16 protein-coding genes and 1 pseudogene are annotated in these 17619 nt (G+C 40.1%); 8 read left to right on the forward strand and 9 right to left on the reverse strand.

Features of this window, described 5'->3' with window-relative positions:
• Window positions 1–53: 53 nt before the first annotated feature.
• Window positions 54–852 (forward strand): annotated as a pseudogene (locus RM049_RS32745) (IS630 family transposase); the annotation flags it as partial.
• A gap of 163 nt (window positions 853–1015) precedes the next feature.
• Here RM049_RS32745 and RM049_RS32750 read toward each other — a convergent pair.
• The 4 genes from RM049_RS32750 to RM049_RS32765 all read right to left on the reverse strand — a co-directional run bounded on the left by RM049_RS32750 (window position 1016) and on the right by RM049_RS32765 (window position 3534).
• Window positions 1016–1771, reverse strand: a complete 756-nt coding sequence (locus RM049_RS32750) for a 1-acyl-sn-glycerol-3-phosphate acyltransferase (RefSeq protein WP_322707153.1) — start codon at window positions 1769–1771, stop codon at window positions 1016–1018.
• Between the two features lie 113 nt (window positions 1772–1884).
• Window positions 1885–2370, reverse strand: coding sequence for a tRNA adenosine(34) deaminase TadA (gene tadA, locus RM049_RS32755; RefSeq protein ID WP_322707154.1), 486 nt, complete (start codon window positions 2368–2370; stop codon window positions 1885–1887).
• Between the two features lie 228 nt (window positions 2371–2598).
• A complete protein-coding gene (gene grxC, locus RM049_RS32760; protein WP_322663510.1) occupies window positions 2599–2913 on the reverse strand; it encodes a glutaredoxin 3 in 315 nt (104 codons plus the stop codon).
• A 48-nt stretch (window positions 2914–2961) separates the two neighbouring features.
• Window positions 2962–3534, reverse strand: a complete 573-nt coding sequence (locus RM049_RS32765) for a DUF981 domain-containing protein (RefSeq protein ID WP_322707155.1) — start codon at window positions 3532–3534, stop codon at window positions 2962–2964.
• Window positions 3535–3891: 357 nt separating this feature from the next.
• Between RM049_RS32765 and glpX the strand changes: the two genes are divergently transcribed.
• The 4 genes from glpX (at window position 3892) to RM049_RS32785 (ending at window position 7753) form a co-directional block, all read left to right on the forward strand.
• On the forward strand, window positions 3892–4929 hold the full coding sequence (glpX, locus tag RM049_RS32770) for a class II fructose-bisphosphatase (RefSeq protein ID WP_174712494.1): 1038 nt from the start codon (window positions 3892–3894) through the stop codon (window positions 4927–4929).
• A 240-nt stretch (window positions 4930–5169) separates the two neighbouring features.
• Window positions 5170–6456, forward strand: a complete 1287-nt coding sequence (locus tag RM049_RS32775) for a glutamyl-tRNA reductase (protein WP_322707156.1) — start codon at window positions 5170–5172, stop codon at window positions 6454–6456.
• Between the two features lie 99 nt (window positions 6457–6555).
• The gene (locus tag RM049_RS32780; protein ID WP_322707157.1) at window positions 6556–7116 is read left to right on the forward strand and encodes a metalloregulator ArsR/SmtB family transcription factor; all 561 of its coding nucleotides are present in this window, start codon (window positions 6556–6558) and stop codon (window positions 7114–7116) included.
• A 46-nt stretch (window positions 7117–7162) separates the two neighbouring features.
• Window positions 7163–7753: a Uma2 family endonuclease gene (locus tag RM049_RS32785; protein ID WP_322707158.1), complete on the forward strand. Its 591-nt coding sequence runs from the start codon at window positions 7163–7165 to the stop codon at window positions 7751–7753.
• Window positions 7754–8037: 284 nt separating this feature from the next.
• Here the strand turns inward: RM049_RS32785 and RM049_RS32790 are convergent, their stop codons facing one another.
• Complete coding sequence (locus tag RM049_RS32790; RefSeq protein WP_322663497.1) at window positions 8038–8820, reverse strand: ABC transporter ATP-binding protein; 783 nt, start codon at window positions 8818–8820, stop codon at window positions 8038–8040.
• Window positions 8810–9943 (reverse strand): branched-chain amino acid ABC transporter permease, encoded by a 1134-nt coding sequence (locus tag RM049_RS32795; RefSeq protein WP_322707159.1) that lies wholly within the window; start codon window positions 9941–9943, stop codon window positions 8810–8812. Before RM049_RS32795 ends, RM049_RS32790 begins: the two co-directional genes overlap by 11 nt.
• A gap of 240 nt (window positions 9944–10183) precedes the next feature.
• On the opposite strand from RM049_RS32795, the gene RM049_RS32800 reads away from it, so the two are divergent.
• The 3 genes from RM049_RS32800 (at window position 10184) to RM049_RS32810 (ending at window position 12696) form a co-directional block, all read left to right on the forward strand.
• Window positions 10184–10381, forward strand: a complete 198-nt coding sequence (locus tag RM049_RS32800; protein ID WP_104907481.1) for a hypothetical protein — start codon at window positions 10184–10186, stop codon at window positions 10379–10381.
• 174 nt (window positions 10382–10555) lie between these two features.
• Entirely contained in the window at window positions 10556–10813 is a 258-nt protein-coding gene (locus RM049_RS32805; RefSeq protein WP_322707160.1) for a cytotoxic translational repressor of toxin-antitoxin stability system, read from the forward strand.
• 296 nt (window positions 10814–11109) lie between these two features.
• On the forward strand, window positions 11110–12696 hold the full coding sequence (locus tag RM049_RS32810; protein WP_322707161.1) for a glucose-6-phosphate isomerase: 1587 nt from the start codon (window positions 11110–11112) through the stop codon (window positions 12694–12696).
• 231 nt (window positions 12697–12927) lie between these two features.
• Here RM049_RS32810 and RM049_RS32815 read toward each other — a convergent pair whose 3' ends face one another.
• The 3 genes from RM049_RS32815 to RM049_RS32825 all read right to left on the reverse strand — a co-directional run bounded on the left by RM049_RS32815 (window position 12928) and on the right by RM049_RS32825 (window position 17586).
• Window positions 12928–13587 (reverse strand): Nif11-like leader peptide family natural product precursor, encoded by a 660-nt coding sequence (locus RM049_RS32815; RefSeq protein WP_322674982.1) that lies wholly within the window; start codon window positions 13585–13587, stop codon window positions 12928–12930.
• Window positions 13588–14209: 622 nt separating this feature from the next.
• Complete coding sequence (locus tag RM049_RS32820) at window positions 14210–15676, reverse strand: DUF1802 family protein (RefSeq protein ID WP_322707162.1); 1467 nt, start codon at window positions 15674–15676, stop codon at window positions 14210–14212.
• Window positions 15673–17586 (reverse strand): P-loop NTPase fold protein, encoded by a 1914-nt coding sequence (locus tag RM049_RS32825; RefSeq protein WP_322707163.1) that lies wholly within the window; start codon window positions 17584–17586, stop codon window positions 15673–15675. Before RM049_RS32825 ends, RM049_RS32820 begins: the two co-directional genes overlap by 4 nt.
• Between the last annotated feature and the right edge of the window lie 33 nt (window positions 17587–17619).

The following is a 17619-nucleotide window of genomic DNA, read 5'->3' on the forward strand; positions in this document are numbered from 1 at the left end:
ACCTTGCTACAATCCACATCTGGATTAACAAAATATTATTAGTGGGATAGGTTCAAGCTAGTCGCATATTTCAAATTAGCCGTAATACAATAGACACTTGGTTAAAGAAGAGAGAAGAGACAGGAGATTATCAGGCGAAAGTAAGATATCAGCAAGGATATAATCCCAAAATTACTGATTTAGAGCAATTTCAGCAGTTTGTGCAAGCAAATGGCAGTAAAACTCAAGCAGAAATGGCAGAGGCTTGGCCAGAAAAGATTAGCGATCGCAGTATAGGAAAAGCCTTGAGAAAAATTGGTTATACCCGAAAAAAAACCTACGGGTACAGAGAAAGAGATGAAGAAAAAAGGCGGGAATTTCTTGCCAAAATCAGTCAAAAAGAACGCTCACAGCTAGTTTACGTTGATGAATCAGGAATAGATAATCGAGAAGATTATGGTTATGGATGGAATCCCAAGGGAAAAAGATTTTACGATTTAAAATCAGGAAGAAGAAACCTGAGAGTAAGTATTATGAGTGCTTTATGCCAGGGAAAGTTAGTTGCTCCATTGACATTTGAAGGCTCGTGCAATCGATTAGTCTTTGAGAAATGGCTTGAAGAAAAACTTTTACCTGAACTCAAGTTAGGACAGACAGTTATTTTAGATAATGCCACTTTTCACAAATCTCAGAAAATTCGTGAATTAATTGAATCTGTCGGGTGTGAAAAGAGAGTATTTACCACCATACTCTCCTGATTTAAACGATATTGAACATTATTGGTTTCCGATAAAAAACCGAGTTAGGAAATCAGTTGGTACTATCGAACATTTTCGGGACAGAGTTGATACAGCTATTCGTTTAACGTCCTAACCTATACTTCGATTGCTATACATCCTCAAAGGTTGCAAAATACCACTAATCTTTTTTGACTTACTTAGGATGAATATAGCAGTGCAGTTAGCAATTAGTCTCAAATATTGAATTTTGCAGTTTCTGAATTATGCACGGTCAATGATTATGAGGTTTGACTTTATCAAGAATTAGTAATTTCTGCAAATGCGTGATTAGTAACTTTTGTTTCTTGATGGCTCAATTGTTGCAGTGCCTTTGCTAAATCAGTTGTGATGTTTTTTGCATCTTGTTTTATACAGCCATTCATGTAATCTGCGACTTTTATTGGGGAGCCAATGTCAATACTCACATCTGTACCCCAATTGGGATAAGGTTGGCTGTAGTTAATGCCTACGGGTATAATTTTCACTCCCAGCCCGGAATGGCTAGATTCAGCACTCAAAGCAAGACGAGCAATTCCTGGCTTCAACTGGTGAACTTGGCCATCACGAAAAATGTTACCTTCTGGAAAGATGACCAGGGTTTTGTGCTGCTGAAGTAGCTCTACTCCATGTCGCAGCGTGCGAATTGATGGATGCTTAGAATTTACAGGAAATCCCCCTAAACGTCGAACAAACCAGCCTTGCAAACCTTGGCATTCGTCAATAGTCACCATAAATCGCAAGTCTTGCTTTCTCAGGCAAGCGGTAGCGTAGGGTACAAGCAACGCATCCCAACGCGCCCGATGGGTAGGCGCAAGGATCACAGGCCCAGTTGTGGGGATATTTTTTTGTCCGGTTATTCTAATTTGTCCAAAGAATAATGGTAATAGGCAGTGACGCCCTAATAAATATGCCAGGGGACTTAACCAAGGAGAAACCTTTGAGGTAGTGCTATCTACCTGAGGACTTACTGAGGTGTGCTGGCTGGTATCGGATGAAGAGTAAAATTCCATCATGACGGATGCAGCTGATTGACGGGTAAAAATTTAACGAAAGGCGTGATTAGTTACACCGTAGATTCTCTTGTGTGACTTGTGTCGTAGTAGATGGACAGTTTTACCTCTGTCCGTTAGTTTACTTTACGCCGCCTAATAGCAAACCAAGTCTGTAATTGCTGACGACAAGCTGACTCTAGAATGCCTCCGATTACTTGGAGACGGTGATTAGAAGCAGCACTATCGGGGATGTTAATAACTGTACGAATTGCGCCAGTTTTTGTATCGTCTACTCCATATACCAGTAGTCCTAGTCGTGATTGGACGATCGCACCTGCACACATCGGGCAAGGTTCGAGAGTGACATAGAGTGTGCATTCATTAAGATGCCAATTTTGTAAAGTTGTTGCAGCTGTCTTGATAGATAGAATTTCCGCATGAGCAGTAGGGTCTTTATCGCGCTCTTTTCTGTTTTCTCCTTCTGCTAGCAATTTGCCTGTTGAATCAATGATAACAGCACCTACAGGGATTTCACCTGCATCACCTGCTGTTTTTGCTAATTCTAAGGCATAATTCATCCATTGTTGATGTATAAGATATTCCGTATACATGGTTAACATATTCTTATCAATTCAATATTCCTTGCCCTAAAGGTGGGCAAACTTGTGCCACAGTTTTCTGGCACTTTGTCAAGCTAGTTTTGAAAGTTTAGGGTTTGTAGTAAGCACTTTAGTGCTTAGAAAATTAAGGACTAAAGTCCTTACTACAAACTTGCTTACTGAGCAATTTAAAATCAAAAATTGCCCAACATAGCATCACCAAGAAAATTGTTGGGGCTAATTTGATTTCTAAATAGCGGCTTGAGCTAAAAGGGGATCGAGTTTACTTTGTGTGTCTAACTGATAGAGGTCATCGCAGCCGCCAATGTGCTGGTTATTGATAAAAATTTGTGGTACTGTGCGGCGGCCGTTAGCGCGTTCTGCCATTTTCGCTCTGGCTGCTTCGTCGCCGTCGATTTTGTATTCAGTGAAATTTACACCTTTCCACCACAGCAGCATTTTGGCTCGAATGCAGTAAGGACAAGTTTGCCATGTGTAAAGTTCGACGTTGGCTTTGACTCGCTCTGGATGGCGATTTAAAAGGGGATTAAGAAAGTCCAGCATATTGATCTTAAGCAAGGTTTTAACTATGTCTTTAGCCTAGATCATTGCTTACCGCATCGGCGCTGGAACCCACTTTTGGAAACCCTCTAAATGATTCCAGTAAGCTAAATATCCAGTCAATGCCCAAATTAGAGCGGCTACTATCAGCACTGCTACGCCAATTAGCCGCCAAGTTCGGTTGGTTTTCCAATAAAGAGTTGGTGCTGCAAAAATACCGCCTAATCCAGTTAAAATAAAGCCTATTCCCGATAAAAGCGGTTGCTTTGTCAAATTCAAGTTGATGATACGGATACCGACTACGATCGCAACTGCACCAGCAAAGAAGCCGTAAATGGCGATTGTCAATAAATCCCAACCTTGAGCAAGGGCGATCGCAGCTGCAATAAACAAGATTCCAAATAGGATACTCGTCTCACCGAAGGCAATGTTAAAGCTACCCATTACTGGCCAGGTGAAGCTCATGTGTAAACCAGTCGTGAGTGCGATCGCACCCGTAATCCCAAAACCAGGAATCCACTGTCTTTGATTAGAACTATCTATACCACGATACACATAGTCAGCCAGTAGAAATAGCCCAGCTACCATATTGATCAACATGAGTGTGATGTAGTCGATAAACACGATTAACCTCTGAATTTGACAAGCTATCTACTCTGCGCCTTGTTTTTTAGTTTTTAGTTAATTTACCATCTTTTTCTTATTTATTATTTTATACCTAAAGATAAACACTGAATAACAGCAATGTTCTAGATATACATTGCTACCCATTTGTCCTAGTTCTTAACTTAGTTGCTTTTGAACACGCTTTATACTGGAGTAGTTAGGAGTGAAAAATTAGGATGTGTTAACTGGCACTTTTTTAACGAGTTAGCAGTAAAACTTAACTTTCTTCCACGTGTATCCGCCCTTTGGTAGACTTGAAAACTGAAATGGCCAGATAAAGCGGCGGAAATTCAAGCAGTTGAGAGGGCAGACTCTGTGGAAAATACACTTGGGTTAGAGATTATTGAAGTAGTAGAGCAAGCGGCGATCGCATCCGCAAAGTGGATGGGTAAAGGCGAAAAAAACATTGCTGACCAAGTAGCTGTGGAAGCTATGCGGGAGCGGATGAATAAAATCTATATGCGGGGTCGCATTGTGATTGGGGAAGGCGAACGCGACGACGCGCCTATGTTATACATCGGGGAAGAAGTTGGTATCTGTACTCAACCAAATGCCGAAGCTCTCTGTAACCCTGATGAATTAATCGAAATTGACATCGCCGTTGACCCCTGTGAAGGTACAAACTTGGTAGCTTATGGACAACCTGGTTCAATGGCTGTCTTGGCAATTTCAGAAAAGGGTGGCTTATTTGCTGCTCCTGACTTTTACATGAAGAAGTTAGCAGCACCCCCCGCAGCTAAAGGCAAGGTAGACATCAACAAGTCAGCAACAGAAAACCTCAAGATTCTCGCTGAGTGTCTAGAGCGCTCGATTGAAGAACTCGTGATCGTGGTCATGAAGCGCGAACGCCACAACGATTTAATTAAAGAAATCCGTGAGGCTGGAGCGAGAGTCGCCCTAATTTCAGACGGTGATGTGGGTGCAGCAATAAGCTGCGGTTTTGCTGGAACTAATATCCACGCGCTGATGGGTATCGGTGCGGCTCCTGAAGGTGTAATCTCAGCAGCAGCAATGCGTGCTTTGGGCGGACACTTCCAAGGTCAACTGATTTACGATCCAGCAATTGTAAAAACAGGTTTGATTGGAGAAAGCAGAGAAGCCAATATCGATCGCTTAAAGTCTATGAATATCAATGACCCCGATAAGGTCTATGATGCTCATGAATTGGCATCTGGTGAAACTGTTTTGTTCGCTGCTAGCGGCATTACCAGTGGTAATCTGATGAATGGTGTACGTTTCTTCAACGGCGGAGCAAGAACTCAAAGCTTGGTAATTTCTAACCAGTCGAAAACTGCTCGATTTGTTGATACAATTCACATGTTTGGTGAACCCAAGACTCTTCAACTGAACTAATTTTTAGGGAATGGGGAATGGTAAAAGTAGAGGTGAAGCATTAGGAAATAAATCTTTCTGTAAAATGGAAAAATAGTCAACCAAATGCTTCATCGTTACACTAGTTAGTAGTTAGTATTTAGTGATTAGTTATTGTTTATTAGTTGGAAAAATTATCAACCAATAAACAAAAATTCCCCATTCCCTATTCTCACTCAATGCCCTATTCTCAACTACCAACTAGTAACTACGATTTAGCAAATGAATATAGCAGTGGTGGGGTTAAGCCATAAAACAGCCCCAGTAGAAGTCCGGGAAAAACTGAGCATTCCAGAACCACAAATTGAAAGTGCGATCGCTCAACTGGCCAGCTATCCCCATATTGACGAAGTTGCAATTCTCAGCACTTGTAACCGCCTAGAAATTTATATTGTTGCCAGTGAAGCAGACCAAGGTATTCGGGAAGTAACGCAGTTTCTTGCGGAATATAGTAAATTACCTGTGCTTTCTCTGCGACAACACTTATTTATGCTGCTGCATGATGATGCAGTGATGCACGTTATGCGGGTAGCAGGTGGTTTAGATAGTCTGGTACTCGGAGAAGGTCAAATTCTGGCTCAGGTGAAGACTACTCACAAACTGGGACAGCAATATAGCGGTATAAAAACCATTTTGAATCGATTATTTAAACAAGCGCTGACAGCAGGTAAGCGGGTTCGCACTGAAACTAGTATTGGTACTGGCGCTGTCTCTATCAGTTCGGCTGCTGTAGAGTTAGCACAGCTAAAAGTGGCAAATTTAGCAGCTTGCCGAGTGGTAATTCTGGGTGCTGGTAAAATGTCACGGCTACTGGTGCAACACCTAATTTCTAAAGGTGCTGTGGAAATTAGTATTGTAAATCGCTCTCGCGATCGCGCCCAAGAATTAGCAAAGCTCTTCCCTCAACAACCGATCAAAATTCATCCGCTATCGGAAATGATGAGCGTAATTTCCGATAGTGATTTAGTATTTACAAGTACTTCGGCAACAGAGCCAATACTTGACCGTGCCAAATTGGAAATGGTTTTAGAAGTTCAGCGCTCTTTAATGTTATTTGATATTTCTGTGCCGCGTAATGTCGATGCGGATGTAAATGAACTGGAAAATGTGCAGGCTTTTAATGTGGATGATTTGAAGGCAGTAGTAGCGCAAAACTACGAAAGCCGTCGGAAGATTGCACAGGAAGCCGAACGACTTTTAGAGGAAGAAGTGGAAGCCTTTGATATATGGTGGCGCAGTCTGGAAACTGTTACTACTATTAGCTGTCTGCGAAATAAAGTCGAAACCATCCGCGAACAAGAGTTAGAAAAAGCTTTGTCGAGATTGGGTTCGGAATTCGCTGACAAACATCAAGAAATAATAGAGGCATTAACACGGGGAATTGTCAATAAAATTTTACATGACCCGATGGTGCAATTGCGATCGCAGCAAGATGTGGAAGCCAGAAGGCGCTGTATGCAAACTCTGCAAATGCTGTTCAACCTGGATGCAGAGGAACAATTTAGTTAAATTTAACAACAAAATCCCCGGCTTCTGTGAGAAGTTGGGGATCTGAGCTTTCAATTAGATATACTTCTAATTAGATAGATGTCTAATTAAAAGTAAGTTATGCAACCAGAGCAATTTAACATCTTACTCCGCTTTTTCAAGGCATTAGCGGATGATAGCCGATTGAAGATTGTAGGTATTTTGGCGAATCAGGAGTGCAGCGTCGAAGAATTAGCGGCGCTACTACAACTGAAGGAACCGACGGTATCTCATCATTTAGCGAAACTTAAAGAGCTAAATTTGGTGACAATGCGTCCTGAAGGTAATAGCCGTCTATATCAATTGGATAGTGAGGCTTTGCAAAGCATTAGCAAGGAAATTTTCACACCTGAAAAAATAGCATCCTTGATAGAGGATGTGGATACTGAAGCTTGGGAAAGCAAAGTGTTGAAAAACTATTTCGACGGTGGATACCTTAAGGAAATCCCCGCTAGTCGCAAAAAGCGTCTAGTAATTCTCAAGTGGTTAGCAAACCAGTTTGATATAGGAGTCAACTACCCTGAACGCATGGTAAATGACATTCTTAAACGCTACCATCCCGACTGCGCCACCCTGCGACGGGAGTTCATTGCTTGCAAGTTAATGCAGCGAGAGAATGGGGTTTATTGGCGTATAACATAGATATGAAAGATGAATAAGCAGCCGCACAATCATAGATCGTATATTTATGCAGTTAGAAACACAAAAAGCATATTACACCCCTGAAGAGTATTTAGAAATTGAGGAAAAGGCAGAATATAAAAGCGAATACCGTGATGGAGAAATTGTACCGATGACAGGTGGCACTACAAATCATAATAAAATTGCTGGCAACTTTTATGCTTATTTGAAGTTTGGTTTGAGAGGCAAGAATTATGATGTTTATATTGGTGATGTGCGTTTGTGGATACCCCGTTATCGGCAGCATACTTATCCTGATGTGATGGTGATTGAGGGACAACCTATTTATACGGGAACCAGCACAACAACGGTTATGAACCCGATGTTAATTGCTGAAGTTTTATCTAAATCGACTAAAAATTATGACCAAGGCGATAAGTTTCTTTATTATCGCTCTATTCCCGAATTCAAGGAATATATTTTAATTGACCAATATCAGTATCATGTGATGCAATATGTAAAAACTGCGGAAAGTCAATGGTCATTCACTGAACTTGAACATGAATCTGCAATTTTATCACTGCAAACGGTTGATTTTAAAATTGAATTGCGCGATCTTTACGATAAGGTCAATTTTGCAGAAAATAACGAAGGCTAAAATAATTTGTAATTTGTGATTTGCCTAAAGAATAAAGATTAATCAGAATTATCTAAATCAAACTTAAATAAAGATGCTGCCGCGTCAGTATCTTTCTGAATTTCTGCAAACTTTTGTGGACTAATGCGTTGATAGCTAGCTGTAATACCCATAATATTTACTCGAACCTAAACGCCATTAATAGTGTTCCCTTTGACTTAGAACAAGTAACAGTATTCATTTACTTTTATTTGTTCTAAGTCAAATCACTCAATACATTGCATAAACACAAAGCTAATCGCACTTTATTTTCCCAAATAAGCTTCTAGAACTTTGGGATTAGTTTGAATTTCTGCGGGTGTACCATCAGCTAAATTTTGCCCTTCAGCAAGTACCCAAACACGATCGCACAAGGACATAACCACATCCATATTGTGTTCGATAATCAAAAAGGTCATGCCATCTTGACGGTTCCAAGTGATAATGCGATCGCAAATATCATCAATCAGTTTCGGATTCACCCCAGCAGCAGGTTCATCCAACAAAATCAACTTGGGATTAGTCATCAGCGCTCGCCCCATTTCTAGCAGCTTGCGTTGTCCACCAGACAAGCCACCTGCGTAATCGTGTGCTTTTTTGGCCAAGCCTACTGATTCTAACAGGAACATTGCCCGCTCTTGCAGTTGCTTTTCTTCCTTAGCAACAATGTGCGGTTGCAACTGCACCTGCCAAAAATTTTCGCCCGTTTGTTTTTGCGCCGCCAGCAGCATATTTTCTAACACCGATAACCGCGAGAGAGTCCGTGCAACCTGAAAAGTGCGGATTACTCCCTGCTGGGCGATTTGATATGGTTGCAAATTGTGAATCGGTTCGCCGTCAAAAATCACTCGTCCCTTATCTGGGCGGATGAAGTTTGAGAGTAAATTAAATAAAGTAGTTTTACCAGCACCATTGGGGCCAATCAAGCCCGTAATGCTGCCTTTAGCAACTTCGATTCTGGCCTCATTAACTGCTTTGACACCACCAAAGCTTTTAGAAAGTCCAGTGGCTGCCAAAAGGGGAAGTGGAGATGAATAGTTATTTACCAAGGGTGAGTTCCTCTTTTTTCCCTAAGATACCTTGAGGACGCCAAATCATCAGCACCATCAAAATTAGTCCGATTACCATGATGCGAAATGCGCCCAAACGTGCCTCATCAAGGGAAACGATTCTGGGTAAGACTTCTCGCGTTAACGCATCGTAAGCAAAGAAAATTACCGCACCTACGATTGTGCCGACATTATTCCCAGAACCGCCTAAAATCACCATAATCCAAGTGTCAAAGGTGATCTGCGGTTGAAAATTATCAGGGTAAATGGCGCTGAGTTGCCAAGCAAAGAAAGCACCAGCGATACCCGCGATCGCACCGCCTAACATGAGAGATTGTAATTTATACCAAAAAACGTTTTTTCCCAGCGCTTTAGGAATTTCTTCATCTTCGCGGATAGCTTTGAGAATTCTACCCCAAGGCGATCGCACCAAAATTTCTAAGCGCCAGTATACAAATGCTAAAACCAGCAGCAACACCAGCATTAAACCCGCTTTTGGGTTGTAGTTATACAGTCCGATTACCCCAGAAATATAAATTGCTGCCGCCAAAAGTGCTAACACAATTCCCACACCCAAGCGTGATGCAAATTCTTGCTTGCTAGTCGTCCTTTTGCCCAAATCAGTAGTTCGAGATATTTGAGTGGTGCGAATCCATTGCCACAAAGTAAAGAAAGTTACAGCAGCCAGCAGCGTTAAAAGCCCAATCATTATTAATCTGACAAACAAACTTGGTTCTGTGGATAGGGGTATGGGATAACTTTGCACACCAAACGCCCCAGAAACCCAAGTGTCACCCACAGGTAATTCCTGATTATTCACCACCAAACGAATTAATTCACCCGTACCAATGGTGACAATTCCTAGATAATCTTCTCGTAAGCGGAGAGTTACAAAACCAATTATCAAACCCAATAAGGCTGCGACAATTGCCCCAGCCAGTGCTGATATAAGTAGGGGTACGCCCTTTAAGCTTAACAATACCGTTGTATACGCTCCCAGAGTCATGAAAGCAATATGACCAAAGTTAATTAATCCCGTAAAGCCCCACTGTAAATTCAGTCCTAGTGCGAATAAAGCAAAAAGTGCTGTAGAAATTGCTAAGAAAATGAGATAGTCAACCATATTAAATTATTTGGGAATTGGGAATTGGGCATTGGGCATTGGGCGTTAGGAGTGCTGAGTGCTGAGTTAGGAGTTAAGAGTTTTGTTTATCTCCTTGTCCCCTCATCTCCCCTGCTCCCCTGCCCCTCTGCCCCTCTGCCCCCCGCGCTGGGCGAATAAATTTTAGCGTAGCTTGAGCGTAGCTAATTTTATGGGAATACTATTTATTGTTGGTGTTTGGTGGTAGGGAATAATTGACGTATGAATTTGCTGCGACTTAGAATGCATCACTTAATCGAGCAATTAGGCGATGACGATTTGCAAGACATTTGGAATGTTCTTGAAGCTTTACATTATGACTTTTATATGCTCAAAGCGATACAAAAAGTCAAGCGATCGCAGCAACCGTGGGATATCTTAACCCATGAAGAAGCGGTCAGACTGTTGATGTTTTTCTGATTCAGCAGCGCTTTTGATAGCATAAGTTTGGCGTAAATAAGCCACCCATTTGAAATGTCTAAAACCCTTACGCAATAGTAATTACGAATTACGACTTACGAATTACGAATTACGAATTACGCAAAGCGGTACTAGTGCCAGTGGCCCCTCAAGTTTTGGTGAAGGTAACGCCCAGTGAGTCTGGAAATGCGCTATGCCAGGTCTTTTTTGCTAGACCTGAAGAATTTAGAACCTGCCGCCTACGAGCGGGTACATGATTTTGTTTTTATTGAGTTAGCCCAAAAGTGGCAGTTGAGCGAGCTAAAAGAACTGCGACAGCTTGATAGTGAAGGCATTTTTCACCGCTTCACCCTAGACAATTATCTAATTGGTATAGAAATTAGGGGTGAAATTGTGAAATTTCTGCGTGTCATCCCTATGCCAGATGTTTAAAGTCAAGAGTCAATCAATTTTGGATTTTGGAATTGCGGATTTTGGATTTGTTCCACCTACGTTCGCTTTCTTGGCACGTTCGCGGTAGCGTCTGGTAAAGAAGTGCGGGGCATCAACCGAAATAATTTTTAATCTGAAACTTGTACTGAGCGGAGTCGAAGTATCTAAAATTTAAAATCTAAAATTGGCACGGTCAAAGGAACACTGAAAACTGTAAACTGTATAAGGCTAGGCAGGGATCGCTATAACCTTACATTAAACTGGTTTTTGAAAAACACTTTATTTGAGATTTCCCTATGGATGCTAGGGCACTTTGGCAACGATACCAAAACTGGTTATATTTCCACGAGGGATTGGGACTGTACTTAGACGTGAGTCGGATACGGTTCGATGATGCCTTTGTGGATTCGTTGCGGCCGAAGTTTGACAAGGCGTTTGCGGATATGGCTCAACTAGAGAAGGGTGCGATCGCAAATCCTGACGAGAACCGCATGGTTGGACACTACTGGCTGCGAAATCCTGATTTAGCACCAGCTCCAGAACTTACACAAGAAATAGTTCAAACTTTAGAACAAATCGAAGCCTTTGCGGAAAAAGTCCAAACAGGTGCTATTCATCCTCCTAGAGCAAGCCGCTTCACGGATATTATCTCCATTGGCATTGGTGGTTCCGCTCTCGGCCCCCAATTTGTCGCGGAAGCTCTTGCTCCTGATTTCCCGCCCCTGAAAATTCACTTTATCGATAACAACGATCCCGCAGGTATCGATCGCGTTCTCAATCATCTACGGAATAGCCTCGCCAGCACTTTGGTATTGGTGATCTCCAAATCTGGGGGAACACCCGAACCGCGCAACGGCATGATTGAAGTTAAAAAAGCTTATGCCGGTCACAATTTGGAGTTTGCCCAATATGCGGTAGCTATTACCAGTGTTGATAGCAACCTCGATAAGCTAGCCAAAGATGAAGGTTGGCTGGCGAGATTTCCGATGTATGACTGGGTAGGAGGACGCACCTCAGAAATGTCTGCTGTAGGGCTAGTACCAGCGGCATTACAAGGCATTGATGTTCGCGCTATGCTAGATGGCGCCAAAGAAATGGATGACGCTACCCGCGTCCCAGATGTAAAAAATAACCCAGCAGCCTTGCTTGCTTTGTCTTGGTACTTTGCAGGTAATGGAAAGGGCGAAAAAGATATGGTTGTTCTACCTTACAAGGACAGCTTATTTTTATTCAGTCGCTATTTGCAACAGCTGGTGATGGAATCCTTGGGTAAGGAAAAAGACTTAGACGGCAATGTTGTCCATCAAGGTATCGCCGTTTATGGCAACAAAGGCTCAACAGATCAACACGCTTATGTCCAGCAGTTACGCGAGGGTGTAGCGAATTTCTTTGCTACCTTCATCGAAGTGTTGGAAGATCGTCAAGGCCCATCTACTGAAATAGATCCAGGAGTTACATCAGGCGATTATCTTTCCGGTTTTCTCCAAGGAACCCGACAAGCGCTTTATGAAAATCACCGCGATTCCATTACAGTCACGATTCCCCAAGTTAATCCCCGAATTGTAGGGGCATTAATTGCTTTGTATGAACGTGCTGTTGGTTTATATGCTAGTTTGGTCAACGTTAACGCCTACCATCAACCAGGTGTAGAAGCTGGCAAAAAAGCTGCCGCCTCCATTCTCGATTTACAAACACGAGTAGTAGCGGTGCTACAAAAAGAAAAAACTCCCCTTTCTCTTGACGAACTCGCCGAGAAGGCAGGCGCATCAGACCAAGTTGAGGCAATTTACAAGATTTTGCGTCACATCCATGCCAATCAGCGGGGTGTAGTTTTACAAGGCAATCTTCAGAAACCCGGTAGTTTGACCGTTTCTGCTAGCTGATAGCTCTAATCTAAATCTTAGATTTTGTCCAAAATTGTTGTCTCAACAACAATTTTTTATTGTGAAGCATCCTAAATAGAAGATATATCTTCTGTCTAGGATGCTTCACTGTATAATTCGTAATTCGTAATTCGTAATTCGTAATTCGTAATTCGTAATTAAGTTTGATCGCTCAATATCGTTCGTCTAAATGTTGCTTTCTTCTCTTCCTTTGCCTAATTACGAATTATTTTAATTATGAATTGCCATCAGGCGTTGATTAAAGTAACTCTTGGGTAAAAAACAGCGATCGGGTAAAAAAGGATTGTTGAGATTTTGACATAAGAAAGTGCTGGGTTTATCCCGATGACAAAATGGTGGCACGATTCCCCAATGTTCTGCTAGCCAAATCCAGTATCCTGTTTCAATTCTGCCGTAGCTTGATACTGTGAGAATTTCTCCAACGCTGTTGTTAATAGATACTAAATCTGATGATGATTTGATGTCAATTAATAGCCATGCTAACTCATCTATAGAAAAGTAATAGCCATTTTCGGCAGCGATGTCGATGAACTGTTGTGGCTCTTTAGCTATTAGTAATTCTTCTTTGAGAGATGGCGTTTTTTGGGCAATATCGAAAAGATCCCAAATCTGTCTTCTCGTAACTAGAAACCAGGCAAGTTCTTCTGCGGTCAAATTATAACCGTTTTCTCTTGCTAACTTGAGAAACGGCTCAAGGCTATCTGTTTCTGCTAGTTGACTTTTCAACTGGAAAGTTTGCTCTACTAGTGACAAGAAATCAATAATCTTTTGCCATGTCACTTTGTCAAAGTTTTTGTTAAATTTTATTTTTTCTTTCCAATAAATGTATTTATCTTCTTTAAGAAAGAAATTCCAAATTTGATAATACATGGGTCATCTTGCCTAAGTTGTAAACTTGGTAGAGGTTTATGATTAATGAACACCAGTGTAGTAAGTATAATGTATTTCTTCGACAGTACTAAATTTTTATCTCATGTAAATGAAGTTACACAGTAGTTAAGTATAAAATTTTTGTAAAGTTTGTAACTATAAATAATAGTTACTGAGAAAAAGATGAAAGATTGCGATGCCTTGTGGTGGGTTGCAACTAAGATTTTTATTGCTTCTCATAAAATAAAATTAAGTCAATAAATAGTATTAATTATTCATGAAGTAATTAATTGTAAAGCAATCTGTAGTTTAGTTATTTTGAAAAAAACTGCATATTTATACGGAGAAGAAAGCTAAGTATAGCGTATTGTAGAGAAGGTCAGAGCTTAATTGAGGTTTTTTTTATAGCCATCTAAATAGTAAAATTACATAGAAAGTTCCAGCGCTCGCCTGTATCTTCCTATTAACTAAAGTTAAGGCAGCACTAAAAAATGGGGTTAGTGAATTATTAGGTTTGTATCTCAACTTTAAGATAAATGCGATCGCACTTCAGTTATTTTTAAACGAACTGCAAAGTACGCCAAGAGCGCGAAGGTAAGAAAAGAGATATATTTTACTATATTTAGTTAATAGATAAATTGCGGAGAAAGTAAAAGCGATCGCTCTTCCAATCACTACCTTTAATTCGTCCTAAGTAGCCTGTTAAAGGTGAGGAAAGTTCAATTATTAAATCATGAACTACTTCATCATTTAATCGGGGATTATGAGTAGCATTGTAATGAACGCGAATTTCTGTAACTGTGAAACTTGGACGTATAGTTTTTGCAGTTTCATTGTCTTGTTCAGAAAGTTCTTTGACTGCTGTGATTATCTGCGATCGCAGACTAATATCTGTATAAACTTGGTCAATATATTTTTCTACTTCCTCATCAGATTGACCTGCCTTTAAATATTCTTTTAGCTTAAATAAGTCTACTGAGTTGCAATGATTGCTTTGTAACTTGACTAACTTCTGAAGCGTTTCTGGTTTAATGATAGACATACCTTGTATTTTTGCGGCGTCTTGTAGTTGGGGTGTTGGTTCACCAGGGCCAATAATTAATTTAGCAGCCTGATTAAAAAGGTCTGGTCGGCGTAGCATTCCCAAATTCAATAGTTGTACTGCGGTATCATTGGGAATCTTTCTACCTGCTTTGCATTCACCAAATAATGGGTATGGTTTGGAACAAAATAAGTCTAAACCACCCGCACCGCCTTTGTGAGCATAGTCAATCGTAAATCCCAGAAGTTCTAAGCTATCACGCACTACATTTTCAAAATCTGTACCAGCTTGATAGTTAGTTTTTTTCTCCTCTAGCTCAATACTGCGATCGCCCAATTTTGCAATATCATATATCCAAGCTAAATTTGGATCGGGTTGCTTAATTAGCTTCTCACTACTCCAACCCAAAAATACTTTGATCTCCTCGTCTAATTGTTTCGCTGCTGGTTGGCTAATGGCTAGGGATGCGATCGCACTCTGCAATTCTTCCAATTCAGGATTTAGCGGGGGTTCTAGCTTTTCTAATTGGCGTTTGCGTTGGGTGAAGGTGCGATCGTTTAATACTGGTAAATCAACAGATACCTTCAACGGATCAGGTAAACCTATAAACTGGCTTTGTGGATTCACAGATATTTCAATTGGCTGAGATAACAAATAGACACGCAAATAAGCAAGAAAGATATGCTTCCTTTGCAGCAAAATCTCTTGTAATCCTTTTGTTGTCCAAATATTTAATTGTGACAAAGCTTTTAACGATTCTGAGTGATTTACGATTTGGCACAGTTCACACTTACCCCAAGATTGAATCCAGACTGTTTCAGAACTTATTGGAGGAATAACTTTTTGGGTAATCGTCAATAAATTGGATTTGTAGTATTTTTCATCGGGTAGCACGTTGATTGAGGTTGCAGAGGGATAAAGAGCAAAGGAACGCCCCGGCTGGATAAATGTCCGGGGTAGAGCTATAATTATTCGACCCTGTAGCAAACCTTCAACGTCGGGAGAAGGTAGACATAAGGCAGTATTGAGCAAAAGTAAATTACTCATAAACCAAGTTTAATAATTAAATTATCAAGCATAGCATCTAGCTCTTTAGTTCCATTTTGATTTTGTATAGGCTGAGTTTCAGCAACACATTCCTCATTTATTAAGCCACTGGGAATTTGACCAGATGGATCGCTTAGAATTTCACGTATTAAGTAGTTATCAACTGCAATTTTGTGTTTAACTATAAAGTGAGAAATTTCGGCTTCACTAATTTCATAATCTTTGCAAGCTTGTTTAACAAATAAAATAGCTAAAAGAGGCTTAATATCCTCAATACTAAGTTTTACAAATTCTCCTCCTAAATTTTTAGAAAGTAGTTCATCTAAATGTTCTTTTCCTTTCGTATTAGGTTTCACATCTTTAGCACGAACTAAGCAGCCACGAGTCATATCAAATTTTTTATAATCTATTAACCTTTTCAATGCAGCACTTACAAATTTATTGCTAGATTCTTGCACAACTGCTACTACTATTTTGACAACTCTTCCGTCTTCCTTACCAATAATTCTAAAGTTGAGGTAGCCTTTGTCTACACTTTTGACTATAACTTCCTCAACCTCATCAATTTTTACTCTCTCTACAGTTGTGCCTTTCAGAGTTAATAAACAAAAACTTATAGCATCAGCTATGGTATTACTGTCTTCAAAGTAATTTTCTATTGTGTTATCAAGTGCTGCAAGTTCTTTATTAAAAGCTTGTTCAATTTTATGTAGTGGAACTGGATCTACTGGTGGTCTTAAAATACCGGGTAAACTCCAATTATTTGTACACCACTGTAAAACCTTTCTAATTATTGGTTTTTCTTTACCAAGCTCTCGTAAATTATTTTCATCAAAAGGATAAACAGGATGAGGCGGAGTTAAGTTATTCGTATCATAAAAATCTTTCAGCCAGTGTGAAACAAGAGTTACTACATCATCACTATTAAGATGCCTTAAATCAAATTTCTTTTCACCAATTCTATCAATAACTGAATCTGCTTGTGGTACAACTTTAACTTGTTGCGTCCAAGTTTCATCGAACATAGCTAGAATTAATACCCCACGTTTAATTCTGCTGTATATATCTTTTGCAAACAGAGCAATAACCTGTGCTCTTGTAAAACCCTGCTCATTACAATTGAGGCTTTCTAACTCATCAAAGCAGATGACTATTGTCCTGTAATCACCAATTAAGTCTAAAATTTGGCATACTGTTTGGAATGCTTCAGCTTCTTTATCGTCTTGGCTAGTATTTGGTAATCCCATAGAGTCCGCTTGTGACTGTGCTAAATCTCTGCCAGCAAGCCAATTAGTTGCAAATGAAACTTTATCTAAAGAAAGCGTCCATAGGATAGCCTGAATCAAATAAGGATTTTCAATATTTGACTTAAGTTTCAGTACTTTAGCAGTCAAGGCATCAACTATTTTGGGATGTTGAGCTAAAACCCCAGGAAATCGCTTCATTAACTCTTGAGGAGTGTAGCTTGACTTATATACCTCATTGACTAAAGTAGTTGCGATCTCTTGCCATTGCATTACACTTTGATTACCAGTCTGTTTTAGACTAGATGTCAATGTGTTTAGAAATTTAGAATGTATTTTGTTTAAGTCACCATAATCAACTTCGCTCATATAGACAAAAAAACTATCACCTTCATCCTGAATATGGTGACGAATCCGACTCATTAAGTGACTTTTGCCCAGTCCTTTTTCAGCTTTAATAGTTATACCAATAACTGAACGTTTTCCTGTGCTGATTTGCTCTATTGCCTGATAAACAGCATCTGATGCATGAGCATTTATGGAAGGAACATTAGGAAAAGTTTGGTTCCAGATATCATAATTTCTGACTACTAGTGATCTATCAAATGGGTTATGACTTGTAATAGCTTTGTTGATCTCTGAGTATGAAGAGAAAGAATTAATCATGATTGTGCATCTTCTGAAAATAATTACTAAAAA

Origin of the sequence: Nostoc sp. DedQUE04, assembly GCF_034530995.1 — a bacterium.
Lineage (GTDB): Bacteria > Cyanobacteriota > Cyanobacteriia > Cyanobacteriales > Nostocaceae > Nostoc.

What these genes read in the sequence shown, in the direction of transcription:
- RM049_RS32795 (WP_322707159.1), bottom strand. Translation starts at nt 9,943, where the DNA reads ATGGTTGACTATCTCATTTTCTTAGCAATTTCTACAGCACTTTTTGCT.
- RM049_RS32810 (WP_322707161.1), top strand. Translation starts at nt 11,110, where the DNA reads ATGGATGCTAGGGCACTTTGGCAACGATACCAAAACTGGTTATATTTC.
- RM049_RS32820 (WP_322707162.1), bottom strand. Translation starts at nt 15,676, where the DNA reads ATGAGTAATTTACTTTTGCTCAATACTGCCTTATGTCTACCTTCTCCC.
- RM049_RS32775 (WP_322707156.1), top strand. Translation starts at nt 5,170, where the DNA reads ATGAATATAGCAGTGGTGGGGTTAAGCCATAAAACAGCCCCAGTAGAA.
- grxC (WP_322663510.1), bottom strand. Translation starts at nt 2,913, where the DNA reads ATGCTGGACTTTCTTAATCCCCTTTTAAATCGCCATCCAGAGCGAGTC.
- RM049_RS32785 (WP_322707158.1), top strand. Translation starts at nt 7,163, where the DNA reads ATGCAGTTAGAAACACAAAAAGCATATTACACCCCTGAAGAGTATTTA.
- RM049_RS32815 (WP_322674982.1), bottom strand. Translation starts at nt 13,587, where the DNA reads ATGTATTATCAAATTTGGAATTTCTTTCTTAAAGAAGATAAATACATT.
- RM049_RS32800 (WP_104907481.1), top strand. Translation starts at nt 10,184, where the DNA reads ATGAATTTGCTGCGACTTAGAATGCATCACTTAATCGAGCAATTAGGC.
- tadA (WP_322707154.1), bottom strand. Translation starts at nt 2,370, where the DNA reads ATGTTAACCATGTATACGGAATATCTTATACATCAACAATGGATGAAT.
- RM049_RS32750 (WP_322707153.1), bottom strand. Translation starts at nt 1,771, where the DNA reads ATGATGGAATTTTACTCTTCATCCGATACCAGCCAGCACACCTCAGTA.
- RM049_RS32780 (WP_322707157.1), top strand. Translation starts at nt 6,556, where the DNA reads ATGCAACCAGAGCAATTTAACATCTTACTCCGCTTTTTCAAGGCATTA.
- RM049_RS32825 (WP_322707163.1), bottom strand. Translation starts at nt 17,586, where the DNA reads ATGATTAATTCTTTCTCTTCATACTCAGAGATCAACAAAGCTATTACA.